This window comes from Micromonospora sp. WMMD961 (assembly GCF_029626145.1).
Taxonomy (GTDB): Bacteria; Actinomycetota; Actinomycetes; order Mycobacteriales; family Micromonosporaceae; genus Micromonospora.
Genome location: NZ_JARUBJ010000002.1, coordinates 3744941 through 3763728 on the forward strand (window position 1 = coordinate 3744941; position 18788 = coordinate 3763728).

At 70.3% G+C, this 18788-nt stretch carries 14 protein-coding genes; 6 read left to right on the forward strand and 8 right to left on the reverse strand.

Annotation, left to right across the window (positions count from 1 at the left end):
• Positions 1-113: 113 nt before the first annotated feature.
• Together O7614_RS17010 and O7614_RS17015 are read right to left on the reverse strand one after the other, a co-directional pair.
• Positions 114-1052, reverse strand: coding sequence for a superoxide dismutase (locus tag O7614_RS17010; protein ID WP_278139439.1), 939 nt, complete (start codon positions 1050-1052; stop codon positions 114-116).
• Positions 1053-1212: 160 nt separating this feature from the next.
• Positions 1213-3546: a beta-L-arabinofuranosidase domain-containing protein gene (locus tag O7614_RS17015; protein WP_278139440.1), complete on the reverse strand. Its 2334-nt coding sequence runs from the start codon at positions 3544-3546 to the stop codon at positions 1213-1215.
• Positions 3547-4297: 751 nt separating this feature from the next.
• On the opposite strand from O7614_RS17015, the gene O7614_RS17020 reads away from it, so the two are divergent.
• Both O7614_RS17020 and O7614_RS17025 read left to right on the forward strand, forming a co-directional pair.
• On the forward strand, positions 4298-6055 hold the full coding sequence (locus tag O7614_RS17020) for a family 43 glycosylhydrolase (protein ID WP_278142286.1): 1758 nt from the start codon (positions 4298-4300) through the stop codon (positions 6053-6055).
• Positions 6056-6461: 406 nt separating this feature from the next.
• Positions 6462-7832, forward strand: a complete 1371-nt coding sequence (locus O7614_RS17025; RefSeq protein ID WP_278139441.1) for an endo-1,4-beta-xylanase — start codon at positions 6462-6464, stop codon at positions 7830-7832.
• Positions 7833-7903: 71 nt separating this feature from the next.
• On the opposite strand, the gene O7614_RS17030 is transcribed toward O7614_RS17025, so the two are convergent.
• From O7614_RS17030 to O7614_RS17040, 3 genes are all read right to left on the reverse strand, one after another.
• The gene (locus O7614_RS17030) at positions 7904-10789 is read right to left on the reverse strand and encodes a glycosyl hydrolase (RefSeq protein WP_278139442.1); all 2886 of its coding nucleotides are present in this window, start codon (positions 10787-10789) and stop codon (positions 7904-7906) included.
• Between the two features lie 88 nt (positions 10790-10877).
• Complete coding sequence (locus O7614_RS17035) at positions 10878-11309, reverse strand: hypothetical protein (RefSeq protein ID WP_278139443.1); 432 nt, start codon at positions 11307-11309, stop codon at positions 10878-10880.
• A 40-nt stretch (positions 11310-11349) separates the two neighbouring features.
• On the reverse strand, positions 11350-12045 hold the full coding sequence (locus O7614_RS17040; protein WP_278139444.1) for a DUF1223 domain-containing protein: 696 nt from the start codon (positions 12043-12045) through the stop codon (positions 11350-11352).
• A gap of 129 nt (positions 12046-12174) precedes the next feature.
• Here O7614_RS17040 and O7614_RS17045 point away from each other — a divergent pair, with 129 nt between their 5' ends.
• Positions 12175-12477, forward strand: a complete 303-nt coding sequence (locus tag O7614_RS17045) for a GNAT family N-acetyltransferase (protein ID WP_278139445.1) — start codon at positions 12175-12177, stop codon at positions 12475-12477.
• A gap of 17 nt (positions 12478-12494) precedes the next feature.
• On the opposite strand, the gene O7614_RS17050 is transcribed toward O7614_RS17045, so the two are convergent.
• Together O7614_RS17050 and O7614_RS17055 are read right to left on the reverse strand one after the other, a co-directional pair.
• The gene (locus O7614_RS17050) at positions 12495-13421 is read right to left on the reverse strand and encodes a 5'-3' exonuclease (RefSeq protein ID WP_278139446.1); all 927 of its coding nucleotides are present in this window, start codon (positions 13419-13421) and stop codon (positions 12495-12497) included.
• A 59-nt stretch (positions 13422-13480) separates the two neighbouring features.
• The gene (locus tag O7614_RS17055) at positions 13481-13708 is read right to left on the reverse strand and encodes a hypothetical protein (protein WP_278139447.1); all 228 of its coding nucleotides are present in this window, start codon (positions 13706-13708) and stop codon (positions 13481-13483) included.
• Positions 13709-13982: 274 nt separating this feature from the next.
• Between O7614_RS17055 and O7614_RS17060 the strand changes: the two genes are divergently transcribed.
• On the forward strand, positions 13983-14870 hold the full coding sequence (locus tag O7614_RS17060) for a winged helix-turn-helix transcriptional regulator (RefSeq protein ID WP_278139448.1): 888 nt from the start codon (positions 13983-13985) through the stop codon (positions 14868-14870).
• A gap of 32 nt (positions 14871-14902) precedes the next feature.
• Here O7614_RS17060 and O7614_RS17065 read toward each other — a convergent pair whose 3' ends face one another.
• Positions 14903-16270, reverse strand: coding sequence for a glycosyl hydrolase family 18 protein (locus tag O7614_RS17065; protein WP_278139449.1), 1368 nt, complete (start codon positions 16268-16270; stop codon positions 14903-14905).
• Between the two features lie 205 nt (positions 16271-16475).
• On the opposite strand from O7614_RS17065, the gene O7614_RS17070 reads away from it, so the two are divergent.
• A complete protein-coding gene (locus O7614_RS17070) occupies positions 16476-17591 on the forward strand; it encodes a Xaa-Pro peptidase family protein (RefSeq protein WP_278139450.1) in 1116 nt (371 codons plus the stop codon).
• Complete coding sequence (locus tag O7614_RS17075) at positions 17588-18730, forward strand: acyl-CoA dehydrogenase family protein (protein WP_278139451.1); 1143 nt, start codon at positions 17588-17590, stop codon at positions 18728-18730. Before O7614_RS17070 ends, O7614_RS17075 begins: the two co-directional genes overlap by 4 nt.
• The last annotated feature ends 58 nt before the right edge of the window (positions 18731-18788 follow it).

Here is an 18788-nt window from a genome sequence, read left to right on the forward strand (position 1 = left end):
ACGAGGCGAACGTCATCGCCGAGGTGTCGGTGATCCTACTGGCGGCCGTGCGACGATCGGCCCGAGCGGCGTGCCGAGGGGGCACCCGTGCGACGCGTACCCCCTCGGAGCGGTCAGCGCGCGCGGACCGCGACGGCCGTGTAGGGGGTGGTCGGGGTCGGTGGCGTGGTGAAGCGGGCGTTGGGCAGGTAGAGCCGGCCCAGCGCCTTGGCGACGGTGGTGGGCACGTCGAAGTTCGGGTCGGTGATGGTGCTGGTGAGCGTGCCGGCGGTGCCGGCGTGGTTCAGTCGGACCACAGCGATCTGGTTGAGGCGGTTCTGCACGACGTAGAGGGTGCGGCCGACAAGCAGCAGCCCGTCGCCGTTGGTGAAGGTGTGCCCGGGCACGTCCACGGCGGTGCTCACGCCGGTGACCGGGTCGACCCGGTACAGCGTGCCGGTGGTCGACTGGACGACGATCAGGGCCCGACCGTCCGGTGTGGTGGTGATGCCGTTGAGGTTCACGCCGGTGCCGACCTGCTCGTACGCCCCGGTCAGGGCGATGGTGGTGAAGGCGTCGGCGGGCGGCAGCGCCCCACCGCGTCCGAGTGGCAGCCGGTAGAGCACGGGGCGGTTGGAGTCGGTGAAGTACGCGGCGTCGCGGGTCAGGATCACGTCGTTGACGAAGGTCGGCGCGGTGGCGAACTGGTAGCGGGCCAGCACGTCGCCGGTGCGGGTGTCGAGTACGCGGGCGTCGCCAGCGGTGCCGCCGGAGACGAACAGCCGGCCGCGCCTGTCGACCTTCAGGCCGAGCGACGGGGTGCCGGTGGCCGCGCCGATCGTCGTGCTCCGGCCGGTGACCAGGTCGACGCGCTGGATGGCGCCGGTCGCGCGGGAGCCGAAGTAGGCGTACCGGCCGGCGGTGGCGATGCCCTCGGGCTCGAATCCGTCGGGCAGGGCGAGGACGGTGGGTGGCCGGCCTGCGGGGTGCGCCTGGGCGGGGGCGACGGCGACGGAGGTCAGCAGGGCCACGACGAGCGCGCCGCCGAGCGTGGTGCGGAGGGGACGGTTCACTGTGCTCCTTCCGGGCGGAAAGGCGGCACGAGCCGACACGTCCGCCACGTTCACTGGGGCCAGGACCCTCCCCACTGTACGACCGGTCCCGACCTCTCGCCCGGCGTCACCGGCGCGGCCGATCGGTCGGCCGCGCCGGTGCACCGTCGAGCGGAGGATGTCAGGCGTTGCGGACCAGCCGCCACCGGTTGTCCGCGCTGCCGTTGTCGGAGTCCTGCACGGCCTGCGCGCCCCAGGCGGTCGACCCGTTCAGGATGCCGAGCAGCTTGTTGCTGTGGACGTTGCGGATCTTGTAGGTGCCGTCGCCGTTGTCCACGAGGATCCACCGGTGGTCGGCGGTGCCGTTGTCGGCCCACTGCAAAACCCGGGCGTTGTCCGCTGTGGACATGTTCTCCACGCCCAGGACCTTGCCGCTGTGGACGTTGCGGAACCGTACCGCGTTGCCGTCGGACACCATCACCCAGTTGTGGTCCGCGGTGCCACTGTCACCCCACTGCACGGCCAGGCCACCGTCGGCGGTGGACATGTTCTGGACGCCGAGGACCAGCCCGGTGCCGGCGTTGACCAGTCGGTAACTGCCGCCGGTGTTGCCGCCGCCGGTGGTGCTCCAGTAGACCGTGTAGTTGTAGCCGTGGGCGTCCTGGAAGGGCGCGAGGTTCACCGTGGACCCGTTGGCGCTGGCGGTGAACGCGAGCGAGCTGGTGCTGGCCCGCGTGATCGAGGAGACGGTGAGCGACGGCAGGGCGCTCAACGTGGTGTTGCCGTAGTTGCCGGCCAGCACCGTCGGACCGTACGTCACGGCGGCCACCGAGCTGTTGTCGTTGGCGGCCCGCATGACGACCTGCATCGGCAGCCGCACGGTGATGGTGTCCCCGGCGGCCCAGGTGCGGGTGACCGTCGCGTAGCTGCCCGGTGTGGTGGCGACGTTCTGCACCGCGCCGTTCACGGCGACCGTCGCGCCGGTCGTCCAGGCCGGGATCCGCACCCGGATGCTCCACGACCCGCTCATCGTGCCGGACAGGGTCAGGGTGGTGGTGTCGCCGACCGGGTAGGTGGTGCTCTGGGTGACCGTGATGCCCCGCTGCGACCAGTTCAGCACCGACGGCGTGAACAGGTTCACGGTCAGCGTCGTCCCGTTGTAGAAGTAGATGGATTCCATCAACCTCGTGTTGATCTCCAGACCGGTGCCCTGGCAGCACCAGAACGAGTTGTAGTCGGTGCTCCAGGTGCCACCGCCCCACGCCGGGCCCACACCGCGACGCCCGCCCGGCCGCAGCGGGGTGAAGTAGGTGATGTGGCCGTGGCTGTCGGCCGGGTTCTGTCCCCCGATCAGGTGGTTGATCAGGGCGCGCTCGTAGAAGTCGAAGTAGTCGGTCCGGTTCGGGTCGAGCAGCCACAGCTCCCGGGTCAGTTTGAGCATGTTGTACGTGTTGCACTGCTCGCAGGTGTCGTTGCTGAGGTAGCCGGCGATGGCGTTCGGCGGCCGGAAGTGCTCTGCCTGGCTGTTGCCGCCGATGACGTAGGTGTGCGCGCCGACGGTGATGTTCCACGCGTTGCTGGCGATGTCCCGGTAGCGGGTGGTCCCGGTGGCCTTGAACTCCCGGGCCGCGCCGATCCACTTGGGCACCTGGGTGTTGGCGTGCAGCCCGTTGAGCTGGTCGGAGTTGTTGGCAAGGGGGTTGAACACGGCGGCGTGGTCGAACCGCTGGGCGGTGGTGAGCCAACGGGAGTCGCCGGTCTGCTGGTAGATGTCGGTGAGCACGTCGTTCATGCCACCGAACTCGGTGCCCAGCATCGACTGCATCTGGCTGGAGCTCAGTCGGCTCGTCCGGGTGTCGACCCAGCCGGCGAGGGCCAGCAGCACCGTACGGGCCTGGGTGTTTCCGGTGTACCGCCAGACGTCGAGCAGCCCGGCGAGGGTCTTGTGGATGCAGTAGTAGGGCACGTTGCCGTTGGACAACGTGCGTGCTTCCAGCGCGGTGAAGTCGGACTCCGGGAAACCGGACAGGTATCCCGCGCCGAACCCGGCGGCGGAGTTGTTGGCCTGGCACTTGGCCAGCTCGGCCACCATGTAGTTCGCCTTGTCCCGGCAGGTGGTGTCGCCCAGCACCGCGTACGCGTACGACCACGCGGTCAGGAAGTGCCCCTGCATGTGGGTCCGGAACGGGAAGTTCGGCGCGTCCCAGCCGCCGTTGGTGGCGGCGCCGTTGGTGGACAGCCGGTGGTTGGCGCGGAAGTTGTAGAGCATCCGGTCGACGTCGACGAACCGCAGGTAGTTGAGCGTCCGTGTCTGGTTGTCCATCCAGCGGCTGGAGTTGAGCCGCACCTGACCGAGGTCGAACGGGTACGCCGAGACGCCGAGGTCGGGTCGGACCGGTGGGACCACGGCCGCGGTCGCGCTGCGGGGAGTGACGGCGGCACCGGCTGCGGAGAGCGCCACGGTGGCTCCGGCGGCCTGCAGCAGGCGGCGACGGCTCAGCGGCGGGGGTGGCATGGGACCTCCAAGGGTGTGCTGTGGTGATCCGGAAGGTGGCGTCCTGCCGGTGGGCGGCACTCGAACTGCCACTGAGCGTGTCGATGCGCAGGAGACAGGGTCGCGTGTCGCAGGAAGCTGCCGTCGTGGTCGTCCGGTGCCCGTCCCGGGACGCCATCGCGGCACATCAATGTGATCGCTAACATAGTTGGTTGTTAACATGCCCGCAACCCCCCGGATCGCCTGGCCGTCCACCCGAAGGGTCGGTGCGGTGACGTCATGCCGCGGCGTCCCGGCGACGGTGGCCGAGGCGGGGTGGGGGACGTTGCCTGGACCGACGGCGATGACGCTGTTGATCGTGAGTGCATGACAGAGCGTCACGAGGCCGACGGTCGCTCTCCGTTGACGCCCGCCACGTCGCTCAGTACGGTGCATCGTGAACCGTGGATGTCCACGTCGATACACCGATGCTGCGATGCGGTTACGACGGTCATCTCGCACCGCACAAAAATCGAGGTCAGGTCAGGGAGGGAGGGGTCGTACCCAATCTGTTAGCGCTAACACTGCTGCCCGCCGTGCTGCTCGGCGTGCGCGCGGTGACGACCGCTCGATCGGCAGCTTGGCAGGAGTGGCTCGTCGATCCAGACCCGTGCACCGCGCACTTTCTGTGGGAGTAATCGTGAAGGTGACAACCCGCACCACAACACCGGCAGGCGGCCGGGGCAGGCGCGCCATCGCCTGGCTGGCGAGCCTCGTCTGCGTGCTCGCACTACTGCCGGCCAGTGCCGCCCGGGCGGACAATCCGATCGTCCAACACATCTACACCGCTGACCCGGCACCGCTGGTGCACAACGGTCGGGTGTACCTCTACACCGGGCATGACGAGGACGGCTCGACCTACTTCACCATGAAGGAATGGCGGGTGTGGTCGTCGGCCGACATGGTGAACTGGACCGATCACGGTTCGCCGCTGAGCCTGGCCACGTTCTCCTGGGCCGACGCCAACGCGTGGGCCGGTCAGGTCATCGCCCGCAACGGCAAGTTCTACTGGTACGTGCCGGTGCGTCAGCGCTCGAACGGGCAGATGGTCATCGGGGTGGCGGTGGGCGACAGCCCGACCGGCCCGTTCCGGGACGCGATCGGCCGACCCCTGGTCGGCAACAACGAAATCGACCCGTCGGTCTTCATCGACGACGACGGACAGGCGTACCTGTACTGGGGCAACCCGGGTCTGTGGTACGTGCGGTTGAACGCCGACATGATCTCGTACTCGGGTGGTGCGACCCGGATCCCGCTCACCACGGCGGGCTTCGGCACCCGCAACGGAAACGCCAGCCGTCCCACCCTCTACGAGGAGGGCCCGTGGGTGTTCAAGCGCAACGGGCTGTACTACAACGTGTTCGCGGCGGAGTGCTGCTCGGAGTTCATCGCGTACTCCACCGCCACCGGTCCGACCGGGCCGTGGACGTATCGCGGGACGATCATGCCCCGGCAGGGAGCCAGTTTCACCAACCACGCCGGTGTGATCGACTTCCAGGGCGGCTCGTACTTCTTCTACCACAACGGGGCGCTGCCCGGCGGTAGTGGTTACACCCGGTCGGTCGCGGTGGAGAAGTTCACCTACAACTCCAACGGCACGATCCCGACGATCACCATGACCACGACCGGCGCACCCCAGGTGGGGACGCTCAATCCGTACGTGCGGCAGGAGGCGGAGACGATCGCCTGGGGCTCGGGCATCGAGACCGAGGTGTCCAGCGAGGGTGGGATGAACGTCGGCTGGATCGAGAACGGCGACTACGTCAAGGTCAAGGGCGTCGCGTTCGGCGCCGGCGCTACCTCGTTCACCGCCCGGGTCGCCTCGGCGACGAGCGGCGGCCGGATCGAGGTACGCCTCGACAGCGCCAGCGGCCCGACCGTGGGCACCTGCGCCGTCGGTGGCACCGGCGGTTGGCAGAACTGGACCAGCACCACCTGCGCGGTCAGCGGCGCGACCGGCACCCGCGACCTGTACCTGCGCTTCGCCGGCGGCACCGGCAACCTGTTCAACGTCAACTGGTGGCAGTTCACCGGCGGCACCGGTAGCAGCGGGAACGTCCTCACCAACGGCGACGTCGAGAACGGCACCACCGGTTGGGGCGTCAACGGCAGCGGAGCGCTCTCCCGGAACACCTCCGTCGTTCGTGGCGGCGCCGGCTCCCTGTCGATCACCGGGCGTACGGCAGCGTGGAACGGCCCCAGCCAGGACGTGACAGCGAAGCTCACCAACGGCAAGAGCTACACCACGAACGTCTGGGTACGGGCGCAGAGCGGCACGCCGTCGGCGAAGGCCACCCTGGCGTTGACCGCGAACGGTACGACCAGCTACCTCCAGTTGACCCCGGCCACCGGGGTGAACGCGAACGGCTGGACGCTGCTCACCGGCACGGCGACCCCGTCGTGGAGCGGCACGCTCACCGCCGCGACCTTCTACGTCGAGACGGCGGCGGGCACCGACAGCCTGCTCGTCGACGACGCCTCGTTCCAGTGACGTGCGGTGGCCGGGGTCGTGTTCGCACGACTCCGGCACCGGGCCCCGACCGCCGGCGAGAGCGCCCGCCGGCGATGCGCTTCGTGACGACTTGACGAACAGCATGTTATCGCTCACAGTCGATGGATGAGGGCGGCCGCTCACGTGGCTCACCGGGCGAGTCGGCCGGCCGCACCTTGGAAAACGACGTCCGCCCAGGGCATGCCGGACGTCGTTTCAGGACTCCCAGCAGTGGTGCCGTGACGGCTACCGGGCTCGCTGTCACGGTCCCGCCGGACCTGGGACACCCCCACCGTCGTACGGGCGCGTCGGACGCCGGGCATCGCCGATGCGGCTCTCCGACGTCGTGGGTGCAGCTTCGGGCGCCGCACCCTCATCGCTGAACCACCACAGACAAGGAATCCGCATGAAACACAGAAGAGTCCTGCGAGCGGCGGTGACCATCGCCGTCACCGGCGCCCTCGCGACCGGTATGACGATGGTCTTGACCACCGGAGCCAGTGCTGGCACGACCCTCGGGGCGGCGGCGGCGGAGAAGGGCCGCTACTTCGGTGCCGCCGTCGCTGTCAACAAGTTGTCCACCAGCGCGTACACGACGATCCTGAACCGTGAGTTCAACAGTGTCGTGGCTGAGAACGAGATGAAGTGGGCCTCCAACGAGCCGCAGCAGGGGGTGTTCAATCACTCCAGTGGTGATCGTCTGGTCAGTCACGCGCAGGCCAACGGGATGAGCGTGCGGGGTCATACCCTGCTGTGGCATGCGCAGCAGCCGGGTTGGGCGCAGGGCATGTCGGGTAGTGCGTTGCGCAACGCGGCGATCAACCACGTCACGCAGGTGGCGTCGCACTACCGGGGGAAGATCCACTCGTGGGATGTGGTGAACGAGGCGTTCGCCGATGGTGGTTCGGGTGGGCGGCGTGACTCGAATCTGCAGCGGACGGGTAATGACTGGATCGAGGCGGCGTTCCGGGCGGCGCGGGCGGCGGATCCGGGTGCGAAGTTGTGTTACAACGACTACAACACCGACGGGATCAACGCGAAGTCGACGGGGATCTACAACATGGTGCGGGACTTCAAGTCCCGTGGTGTGCCGATCGACTGTGTGGGGTTCCAGTCGCACCTGGGTACGTCGTTGGCGTCTGACTACCAGGCGAATCTGCAGCGTTTCGCCGATCTCGGTGTGGATGTGCAGATCACCGAGTTGGACGTGATGACCGGTGGCAACCAGGCGAACATCTTCGGTGCGGTCACCCGCGCCTGCCTGGCCGTCTCCCGCTGCACCGGCATCACCACCTGGGGTGTGCGTGACTGTGACTCGTGGCGTGGCTCGGACAACGCGCTGCTGTTCGACTGCAACGGCAACAAGAAGGCCGCGTACACCAACGTCCTGAACGCCCTCAACGCCGGCCCGGGGATCCCGACCACCCCGCCGACGACGACCCCGCCGCCCACCGACCCACCGCCTACCACCCCGCCGCCGACCACGGGCGGGTGTTCGGCGTCGGTGTCGTTGAACTCGTGGAACGGCGGGTTCGTGGCCAGCGTGAAGGTGACCGCCGGCTCAGCCGGCACGAACGGGTGGAACGTCAGCGTCACCCTTCCGAGCGGCGCCAGCGTCACCAACACCTGGAGCGCGACGGCCAGCGGCTCCAGCGGCACGGTGCGATTCGCCAGCGTGGACTACAACAGCCGACTCACCGCGGGCCAGGTCGCCGAGTTCGGCTTCCAGGGCACGGGCAGCGGGGCCGGCATGACGCCCACCTGCACCGCCTCCTGACCCTCTGATCGCACACGACGGCCGGTGTGGAGAAGCATCCTCCACACCGGCCGTCGTACGCAGCGGGTCGGTCAGGAGTACGGAAGCCGCAGCACCGACTGGTTGCCGAGGCCGATGGTGCTGGGGTTGTTGCCGATAGCCGACCACACCTCCACCCGGACCCTGCCGTTGCTCAACGCGCCCAGCGTGCCGGTGGCCGACGCCAGGCCGGCGCTCTGGGTGTAGTGCTCGTAGCCCGGGACGGGGTCGGTGGCGAAGTAGCGCCACGTCTCCACCCGGTCCCAACTGCCGTTGCCGGTGAGGTCGTAGGACACCCGCACCTGCACGCCGTTGCCGACCGCCGTCCCCGCGTCCACGAACAGGTCGAACGCCGTCTGCCCACCGGAGTAGGCGAGGTTGAGGCCGGTCGCCGTGAAGACCTGCGCGTTGGTGGGCGTACCGTCGTGGTTTCCGTTGGCCGCCGCGACGGTCGTCGTGGCCGCGCTACCGGCGGCGCCCAACCCGCCCCCGGGCAGCAGGTACCGCGTCGGACCGCCGGTGGACGGCGGCGGGGTCGTCGTCGGCGGCGGGGTGGTCGTCGGTGGGGGATCCGTCGGCGTCGTCGGGGGTACGCCGCCAGCCGCGTTACCGCCACTCCAGGTGTACGCCCCGGTGGTAGCTGTCTTACCGGCGCCCACGCTCAGTGTGGTGCCGTTGGAGAACGTCACGGTGATCGGGCTGGCGGTCGGGTTCGACGCCACGTAGGTGCGGGCGCCGTTGCGGGAGAAGACCGCCGACAGCGGATGGTTGCCGGTCACCGTCGTGTCGACGGTGCCCAGCGCTGCGAGGTTGCGGATCCAGTGGAAGGTGTGCGCCCGGCTCTCGCCCTCCTCCGGCGTGTAGCCGGGGTTCGCGCGGAGGTTCGCCAGCGCCGCGTCGGGGTCACCGAGGGCCTGGAACTGCCAGAGGATGTCCTGCCACACCGTCGGTTGTCCGCCGTTGTTGCGGACCAGTTCGGCGTAGTTGGTCCGCACGTACGCCGGGTTGTTGCCCAGGTACAGGTGCCCGCCGGTGACCGGCAGCAGGTTGATGCCCTGGATCATCTCCGGTTCGGCGCTGAACCAGGTGGCGTACGCGCCGCCGCTACCCCAGACCATGCCGACGGTAGAGTGCCCGAAGGCGGCGGGGAAGTTCTGGTCGCTGACGTCGAACCAGTATTCCTGGATCGCTGCGGCCTGGGTGGTGTAGAGGAAGACGCCGGCGTCGCGGACGGCGGTGTCGCCCGTCGTCTGGCCCCACTGGATCAGGGCGTTGGCGAAGTTCATCCCCTCCGACGAGGACTCCTGGTTGTTGCCCGAGCCGAACGAGCCGTGTCCGGACGCCCAGTCGTGGCCCGCGTAGATGTCGAAGTCCCGCAGGTACGGGAAACGGGTGTCGTCGCGGCGGTAGTTGTTGGCGTCGCGGATCAGCAGGTCCACCATGCCGCCGTAACGGCTGCTGGCGGCCCACGCCGGGTCGAACTTCGCGAGGGTCGCCGCAGCGGCGATGAAGTAGCCGTAGTGGAAGTGGTGGTCGTTGAGTTCCTGGTCGGAGCCGTACGACGCGGGGTAGCCGATCAGGGTGCCCCAGTTGTTGTCGTAGTAGAAGACCCGGCTGGTCTTGCCGCTGGACGCGGTGAACCAGTCGGTGAGCGTGCTGCGGATCGCGTTCAGCGCGCTGTCGCGCGTCGCGGTGTCGTTGACCTGGTCGGCGATCTCGGCGATCCGGGCGGCCCGACCGAGTCCCTTGCCGGTCCAGTAGGTGTCGTTGCCGCGTTGGTCCATCGGGTTGCCGCGGACGGCCGCCAGTTGGCTGGTGAGCGTCGCCAGGTCACTGCCGCTGCCGTCGCCGACGGCCGGCAGCTCCGGCAGGACGCCCTGGAACTTCATCGCGGTGCGGAACTGGTTGACGCCGGTCAGCACCTTCATCCGGCCGCGCGCCGACGGGTAGGTCGGGGTGATCGCGGTGGACCCGCTGAGCGACTTCCACTGGTGCGGGTAGAGGCTGACCACCGTCTGCGTGGCGGTGCCCTCCCGGGGAGTGGTGGTGAACGCGTACGTGGTGGTGAGCCCACTTGTCGCCGGGTTGTACGAGTACGAGACCTGGGTGCCGGTCACGTGGGCGTGCGCGTACTGACCGTAGGTCGCGGCCAGGCTGGCGCGCTCCGATGCGCTCGACGTCGGCGGTAGGAGGGCGATGGAGAAGTAACCCCGACCGGCCAACGTGGAGGTGATCCGGCCGGACGCGACGGTCCAGCTCGCGCCGCTCGGGGCGTACCCGACGTAGTCGTGGCCGTTGACCCGGAAGCCGATGGTGGCGCCGCTGTTGGACCAGACGTCCGGGGTACCGGCGGTGCCGATCGACGCGTTGCCGCCGGTGGCCTGGAAGTACGCGAAGGGCAGGCCGTGACCGATGGTGGCGCGCAGGGTGCGGGTGCCGTCGCTCCAGTGCGGGCTGACCGTCCAGTCCGTCCAGCCGTCCACCTTGACCTGGGGTGCGGCGAGGCCGGCGACGCCGACCCGGATGTCCTGCACGTACGGGTAGTGGAACTCCCCGACGCCGGTCGCGGTGCCGCTGATGGCGGCTGTGGAGTTCGCGGAGAACCCCAGCCCGTCGGTGAACGTGTCGTACGAGATCGGGTGGGCGTGCAGGGGCTCGCTGAAGGAGCAGTCGGTGCGCTTCCACAGCAGCGAGGACCACCAGTCGTTGGTGGGTATCGGGCCGGTGGGCGCGTTGGCGGTGGCGAACTGACGGGGGTTGCTGGACATCGCGCCGCACCCGCTCGGGAGCGGGCCGACCGGGGTGGTGGTGTAGCTGCCGGCGCCGACGGGTGCGGCCTCGGCCGCGCGGGTGACGGGGATCGCGAGGCCGCCGACGACCAGGGCCAGCGCGGTGGCGGCGGCCAGGGCCCATCGGCGGTGGGGGACGGGAGGTTTCATGGTGCCTCCATCGCGCGCCGGGTGTGGCCGTTTCCGGGTCCGACGCGGTGCGTCTGAATTGGGGGGAAGGTCGGGTGAGAGAGCGCTCTCACGGCCACGGTAGTGGAGCACCGAGATTCCCGTCAATGTGTCCGTCCGGTTGCGTGTGGATGTCGTCAGGCGTCGGCGCCCTGGATGCCGCCTCGGGCACGCGCATCCGCCACGCGTCCGTCACCAGCTCACCCAGGCGCTCCAGGTCGATCTGGGCCAGGCGCAGCAGCACCAGGGGCAACCCGTCGTACCCGGGGGTGGTGAAGAAGACGTCCGGCTCACCGAGCAGGAGCGCCTGCTTCTCCGCCTCGTCCCCGACGTACAGCACCGCGATGTCGAGTCGGATCACCCGCGGCCTGCCCGGTACGCGCTCCGGATAGGACCAGACGAAGCCCTTGTCGGCCACCCGGAAGTCGAACCCGTCGCTGGGGTTCTCCACCGTGTGCGGCAGGGCCAACGCCACCCGGCGTACGTCCTCCGCGTCAACCACCGGGCCCCCTCACGCCGCGCGCCGACCGCATGCGCCGAGACTACGCGTCGGACAGCTCGACGTGGGTCGCGCCGACGATGGCCCGGTTGCCGTTCTCCTGCACGTAGCCGACGACTGCGGCACTGCGCACATCCAGGTCGGGTGGTGTCACCAAATCCAGCCGTCCCCGCTCGACGCCCAGGCTCGCCGACGCGAAGGCGCGCACGACGTTGTCCTGCCGCAGCGTCCGCCCGGCGTTCTCACCCCGGGCGATCTCACTGTCCAGCCCCCGCTGCACGATCGCCACGTTCACCACCGTGTTGGCCGGCGGCCGCTCGGCCTGGTAGTCCAGCACCACCCGCTGCCCGTCCCACTCGGCCACGGACACCGTGAGGGAGGCGGCGGCCGGTGACGCCAGGGCGGACGCGATCGCGCCGGAGGCCTGTCGACGATCGGATCCGACGAACTCGACGGTGCCGTTGACGACCATCTGCGGGGTGTACAGACCCCGGGTGCCCAGGGCGCGGGCGTACGCCTCCTGCCGCGCGGTGTACGCCGCGTCGGCGAACTGGTCGGGCCACCCCAGATCGTCCCAGTAGTCGACGTGGAAACCGAGGCCGAAGACGGCCTGACCGCGTTCCCGGGCGTCGCGATCGATCTCGGTCAGCAACTCCTCCGCCGGAGGGCAACTGTTGCAGCCCTGCGAGGTGAACATCTCCACGACGGCGAAGCCGCCGTCCGTCGATGGGGTCGTCATGGTGGGTGTCTCCTCCCACGTGCGGCCGGGGGCGTTGCTCTTCCCGTTCCGGCCGCGACAATGCGCGCGGGGTCGCCTCCCCGCCGGCCTCCGGGCGGACACGGGCCACCCGGGTGGTTGGATGGTCAGGTGCAGTTCACCGTGACAGACGTGCCGGAGCGGGAGCGTTTCGAGGCGCGCGACGAGACGGGCGCGGTCGCCGGGTTCGTCACCTACCAGCTGACCGGCTCGATCATCGCCTACACCCACACCGAGGTCGATCCGGCGTTCGAGGGCAGAGGCGTCGGGTCGACGCTGGCACGCGCGGTCATGGACGACGCGCGCGCCAAGGGGCGGACCGTCGTGCCGATCTGTCCGTTCCTCGCCGACTGGTTGGTCAAACACCCGGAGTACGAGAGCATCGTGGTCCGGTCGACCCGCAAGATCAAGTAGGACGTGCGGGTCGGCGGTCAGGCGTCGGCGCGGGAGGCGAGGGCATCGACCAGGCGACGGGCGGAGCCGGCCAGGTTCCACCGCCCCGCGAGGTCGAGCAGCCGGTCCGGGTCGACCGGCGCGGACGGCAGCGCGGTGGGCAGCTCCGGCAGTGGCACGTCCAGCGCGACCCGGACCACCGTCGGCGCGACGCCCAGGTAGTCACGTGCCGAGGCGAGCTTGGTGCGCAGGCCCGGCGCGAAGGACGAGTCGGAGTCGTCGAGGGCGGCCAGGATGCCGGCGATGCTGCCGTAGCGCTCGATGAGCCGGGCGGCGGTCTTCTCCCCGACCCCCGGGACCCCGGGAAGCCCGTCGCTGGGGTCGCCACGCAGTGCGGCGAAGTCGGCGTACCGGTCGGCCGGCACGCCGTAGCGGGCCCGCACCGCGGCGTCGTCGCAGTCGTCGAGCTTGGCGACACCACGCCCGATGTAGAGCAGCCGGACCGGTCGGGTGTCGTCGATAAGCTGGAACAGGTCCCGGTCGCCGGAGACCACCTCGACCGGGCCGGGCTGGGTCACCGAGAGCGTGCCGACCACGTCGTCCGCCTCGTAGCCGGTCGCGCCGACGGCGGTGATGCCGACCGCCTCCAACACCTCCAGGATCACCGGCACCTGCGGGGAGAGCGTGTCCGGAACGATCTCGCCGCCCTGGGGGGCCACCCGGTGCGCCTTGTACGACGGCAGCAGGTCGACCCGCCACGCCGGGCGCCAGTCGTAGTCGAGGGCGCAGACCATCCGGTCGGCGCCCCGTACCCGGATCAGGGTGGCGAGCATGTCGAGGAAACCGCGTACCGCGTTGACCGGGGTGCCGTCCTCGGCCTTGGCTGCGGACTCCGGAATGCCGAAGTAGGCCCGGAAGTAGAGGCTCGCTGCGTCGATCAGCAGGATCGGGGGTCGGTGTGCCACGCCGGACAGCCTGGCACAGCCCTCCGACGATCCGGGGCACCCCCGGCCGTCCGGCGCGGTCAGCCCTTGTCGTCGTGCCGGTAGACGGTCTCCCGCCGCGCCAGGTGCTGCACGACGTAACTGGTCACCAGCAGCAGGACCGCGACCAGCACCTCGACCCAGGCGGCGACACCGTCGGCGACGGTGAGGCCGAGGATCAGCAGGACCAGCCCGACGAGCGCGAGGACTCCGGCCCAGAGTTGGCGGCGGCGACGTGTCGTCGCCCGGTTCGTCTCGTTCGCTGCCACGGCGGTCCTCCCGATCGGGGCTGCCCGCTCGGGCATCCCCGAATCCAGGCTATGGCCCCGGGCGCCATCCGACTCGGCAAAACGTCCGTCGACGTGCTCACCGGCGTGACCGAGCCGACCGCCGACCCGACCATGCTGGTCGTGCCGGCGGTCCACCAGCGCCAGAACACACCGACCCGATCTCCGACGCGCGTGTCGTCCGCCCCCGTTCGCCGCGCAGTGCATTCCAAACTGGAACGGACTATAGTCGGAGCGGGAGCAGCGGAGGTAGTGGGTGCGGCGAGAAGATCTTGCCGACGCGGACTGCGGCATCGCGCAGGCGCTCGGCGTACTGGGGGACTGGTGGACGTTCCTCATCGTGCGCGACGTCGCCGGTGGAACGACCCGCTTCGACGCCCTGCAACGCGAGCTGGGTGTCAGCCGGCGGGCGTTGACCGAGCGCCTCGGCGCGCTGGTCGAGCACGGGGTGTTGGAGCGTCGGCCGTACTCACGACACCCACCGCGCTACGACTACCTGCTCACCGGGAAGGGCGAAGGGCTGCTGCCGGTCCTCATCGCCCTGCAGGACTGGGGGACGAGACATCTGATGGGCGACGGTGAGGTGACCGCGACGGCCGACGCCGGCTCCGCCGAGGCGCGCCGGGCACACGAACTGGTCGGGCGGCGGTTGCCCGACGTCGTGCTGCCGGGGCCTGACGGCCAGCCCGTCCCGGTGGCCGCGACGGGCACGTGGAGCGTCCTCTACTTCTTCCCCGGGGCGTACGCGCCGGTCCGGCCGGACTATCCGCCCGGCTGGGCGAAGATCCCCGGCGCCCGGGGCTGCACCCTGGAGTCGACCACGTACGCCAAGCGTCACAGGGAGTTCCAGGCCGCCGAGGTGGGGGTCTACGGCATCAGCACCCAGCGGCCCGACCAGCTCGCCGACTTCGCCGCGTACGCCGAGCTGCCGTTCCCGCTGCTGTCCGACCAGGACGGCCGGCTGGCCGCCGGGCTGCTGCTACCCGTCTTCCGCGCGGGCGGGATGACCCGGTTCAAGCGGCTGACGCTGCTGGTCGACCCGGCGGCGGTGGTACGGGCCGTGCAGTTCCCGGTCACCGACCCGGCGGGCTCGGTGGACGAGATGCTGACTCTCGCCCGGGAACACGGAAAGGTCCCCGGCTGACGCTGGGCGTCGACCGGGGACCGTGCGAACCGTCAGGCCGGGAGCGTCCAGCGCTGGTTGGCGCCGGCGAAGCAGTCCCAGATCTGCAGCCGGGTGCCGTCGGCAGAGCTGTTGTCGCTGGCGTCCAGGCACTTGTTCGACTGCGGGTTGCGCAGCGTCCCGTTGGACTGCGCCTGCCAGACCTGCGCGCCGCTTCCGTTGCACTCCCAGAGCTGCACCTTCGCGCCGTTGGCGGTGGAGCCGCTGGTGATGTCGGCGCACTTGCCGAGGGCGCGTAGCGTGCTGTCGCTGGCCACGGTCCAGGTCTGCGCGTTGGTGCCGTTGCAGGTGTAGAGCTGGATGGCGGCGCCGTTGGCGGTGCTTGCCGCGGCCACGTCGACGCACTTGCCGCCGATGCCGGTGATCTGGCCGGTACGGCCGGTCGGCGGCGGCGTCGTGCCACCCATGATGGTGTCGTACATCGCGCTGAGCAGCGAGGTGGAGCCGCTGGTGTCCTGGCTCAGCTCCCAGTTCATCACGCCGCCGGCGTTGGCCAACGCCCACTGCGTCTTGCGCTTGACGGTCGGGATGCCGTTCCAGCACTGCTGCGAGCCGTTGATGGTGGCGCAGTCCCGGTTGGCGTTCGCCGGGTCCAGACCGACCAGGTACGAGTAGTTGTAGTAGACCGGGCGGCTGTAGAACGGGATGCCGAGCACGGCCTTGCTGGCCGGCAGGCCGCGGGCCTTCCACCCGTTGATGGCGTTGATGGACCAGTCGTAGTTGGCGTGCGGGCTGCCGCCGTCGTAGGCCATGATGTTGAGCCAGTCGACCAGGGGGAAGACCGCCGTCTGTACGCCCTGCACGGTGGTGCCCTCGCTGACCACGGCGGCGGTGAGCAGCTTGCCGCGACTGCGCATCGCGCTGCTGAGCTGCGTCATGAGAGCGGTGTAGTTGCTGGCCGACGCGCCCGGGTCGGGGTACTCCCAGTCCATGTCGACACCGTCGAGGTTGTACTGGTTGACGAAGTTGACCAGGTTGTTGACGAAGGCGGTGCGGCTGGTGGAGTTGGCGGCGAGCGCCTCGAAGGCGGAGTCGTTGCCGTCGTTCCAGCCGCCGACCGCGATCGACACCTTCACGTTGTTGGCGTGCGCCTGGGAGACCAGCGAGGAGAGCCGCGCCCCGTCGACACCCTGCAGGCTGCCATTGCTGTTGGGCAGGATGAAGGCGTAGTTGATGTGGGTCAGCTTGTTGTACTGGATGGTGTTGATGTTGCCGGCCCAGGAGGGCATGTAGCCGACGCTCTTGAAGTTGTTCGGCAGCACCACGGCCTGCGCGGCGGTGGACGTGACGGTGAGTGTGGCGGCGGCGGTCGCCAGCGCGAGCAGGCCGGCGGCGAGGGCGCGGCGCAGTGGTGAGGACATCGGGGGCCTTCCCGTGGGCGGGGGACGACGCCGCCCGCGCAGGGTTGTCGCGGGCGGGAGGTGCGGGGACGCAGGAACGGGGTGGACCTCGAGGCAGCCAAATCTTAAAGAGTGTTAACTGTCGGCGTCAATCAACGACGGTGGATTTCCATCGTGCCGGTTGTCCGCATTCCACCCTGGCCCAAACGACCGTTAAGCTGGCGGTGTGGGAACCGACGAGCTGTATCCGCCCGATCGGCTGACCGCCGCGCAGCGCGCCACCGCCGCCGCCGGCCTTGACGCCCTGCTGCTCACACCCGGCAGCGACCTGCGCTACCTGACCGGGTACGACGCCCACGCGGGGGAGCGGCTCACCTGCCTGGTGCTGCCCGCCGAGGGAGAGCCGACCCTGATCGTGCCGAGGCTGGAACGCCCCGCGGCGGAGGCGTCCCCCGCGCCTGCCACCGGGGTGCGCATCGTCGACCACGTCGACGGCAGCGACCCGTACCCGCTGGTCGCCGCCGCCCTCGACGGCCCGGTCGCGGCGGTCGGGTTGGCCGACCGGATGTGGGCCGAGCAGGTTCTCGCGCTGCGCGCCGCGCTTCCCGACGCCGGGCAGCGGCTCGCCGGCGAGGTCCTGCGGGAGTTGCGCATCCGCAAGTCTGCGGCGGAGGTGGCGGCGCTCGCCGAGGCCGGCAGGGCCATCGACGAGGTGCACCTGCGGATGGGCGAGTGGCTGCGCCCCGGCCGCACCGAGGCGGAGGTCGCCACCGACATCGCCGCGGCGATCCGGGCCACCGGGCACGTGACAGTCGACTTCGTCATCGTGGCGTCCGGACCGAACGGGGCCAGCCCGCACCACGGCACCTCGGACCGGCCGATCGGGGCCGGCGAGCCGGTGGTGGTCGACATCGGCGGCACGATGCCCTCCGGCTACCGCTCCGACTGCACCCGCACCTACCTGGCCGGCGGGTCGGCGCCGGGCGACTTCCTGGACTACTACACGGTGCTGCGCGACGCCCAGCGCGCCGCCGTCGCCGCGGTGCGACCCGGCGTCACCGGCGCGCAGGCCGACGCCGCGGCCCGGGCGCCCATCGCCGCCGCCGGCTACGGCGAGGCGTTCCTGCACCGCACCGGCCACGGCATCGGGCTCGACGGTCACGAGGAGCCCTACCTGGTGGCCGGCAACGACCGGCCCCTTGAGGCCGGCATGGCGTTCTCCATCGAACCGGGCATCTACCTGGCGGGCCGGCACGGCGCCCGCATCGAGGACATCGTCGTCTGCACCACAGACGGCGTGCAACGGCTCAACACCACCCCCACGGAGCTCATCGCGCTATGACTGTCGACCGGATCCTGCCCACCGACGAGGCCCACGACCTGCTGGGCCTCGCCACCGAGCTCGCCGACCGCGAGCTCGCGCCGAAGGCCGCCGCCTTCGAGGAGCGCGCCGAGTTCCCCCGCGAGGTGCTGCGTACCCTCGGCCGGGCCGGCCTGCTGGGCCTGCCCTACCCCGAGGAGTACGGCGGTGCGGCGCAGCCGTACGAGGTGTACCTGCAGGTGCTGGAGATCCTCGCCAGCCGCTGGCTCGCGGTCGCCGAGGCGGTCAGCGTGCACACCCTGTCCTGCTATCCGGTGGCGGCGTTCGGCAGCGACGAGCAGCGCAAGCTGCTGCCGGACATGCTCGGCGGCGAGTTGCTGGGCGCGTACTGCCTCTCCGAGCCGCAGGGCGGCTCCGACGCGGCGTCGCTGAGCACCCGGGCGGTCCGCGACGGCGACGCGTACCTGGTCTCCGGCACCAAGGCGTGGATCACCCACGCGCGGACCGCCGACTTCTACAACGTCTTCTGCCGCACCGGCGGGGCCGGCCCGAAGGGGATCTCCTGCCTGCTCGCCGACTCCGGCACCCCCGGCATCACCCCGCAGGCGGCCGAGCGGACGATGGGTCTGCGCGCCTCCCCGGTGGCCCAGATCGCCTTCGACGACGCGCGGGTGCCGGCCGACCGGTTGATCGGCGGCGAGGGAGTGGGCTTCACCATCGCGATGTCCGCGCTGGACTCCGGCCGGTTGGGCATCGCGGCCTGCGCGGTCGGGCTGGCCCAGGCGGCCCTGGACTACGCGGTCGGCTACGCCCGCGAACGGCAGCAGTTCGGCCGGTCCATCATCGACTTCCAGGGGTTGGGCTTCCTGCTCGCCGACGCGGCCACCCAGATCGCCGCGGCCCGCGCGTTGACCCTCGCCGCGGCCCGGCTGCGTGACGCGGGCCGCCCGTACGCGATCGAGGCGGCCAAGGCGAAGCTCTTCGCCACCGACATGGCCATGCGGGTGACCACCGACGCGGTGCAGGTGCTCGGCGGCGCGGGCTACGTGGCCGACCACCCGGTGGAGCGGTACATGCGCGAGGCCAAGGTGTTGCAGATCGTGGAGGGCACCAACCAGATCCAGCGGATGGTGATCTCCCGAGCCCTCGCCCGGGACTGAGGGAGGTGCGTGGCGCGGCTGCGGTGGGTCGACCGTAGCCGCGCCGACCGCGTGCTCT

What these genes read in the sequence shown, in the direction of transcription:
- O7614_RS17015 (WP_278139440.1), bottom strand. Translation starts at nt 3,546, where the DNA reads ATGCCACCCCCGCCGCTGAGCCGTCGCCGCCTGCTGCAGGCCGCCGGA.
- O7614_RS17075 (WP_278139451.1), top strand. Translation starts at nt 17,588, where the DNA reads ATGACTGTCGACCGGATCCTGCCCACCGACGAGGCCCACGACCTGCTG.
- O7614_RS17065 (WP_278139449.1), bottom strand. Translation starts at nt 16,270, where the DNA reads ATGTCCTCACCACTGCGCCGCGCCCTCGCCGCCGGCCTGCTCGCGCTG.
- O7614_RS17025 (WP_278139441.1), top strand. Translation starts at nt 6,462, where the DNA reads ATGAAACACAGAAGAGTCCTGCGAGCGGCGGTGACCATCGCCGTCACC.
- O7614_RS17030 (WP_278139442.1), bottom strand. Translation starts at nt 10,789, where the DNA reads ATGAAACCTCCCGTCCCCCACCGCCGATGGGCCCTGGCCGCCGCCACC.
- O7614_RS17040 (WP_278139444.1), bottom strand. Translation starts at nt 12,045, where the DNA reads ATGACGACCCCATCGACGGACGGCGGCTTCGCCGTCGTGGAGATGTTC.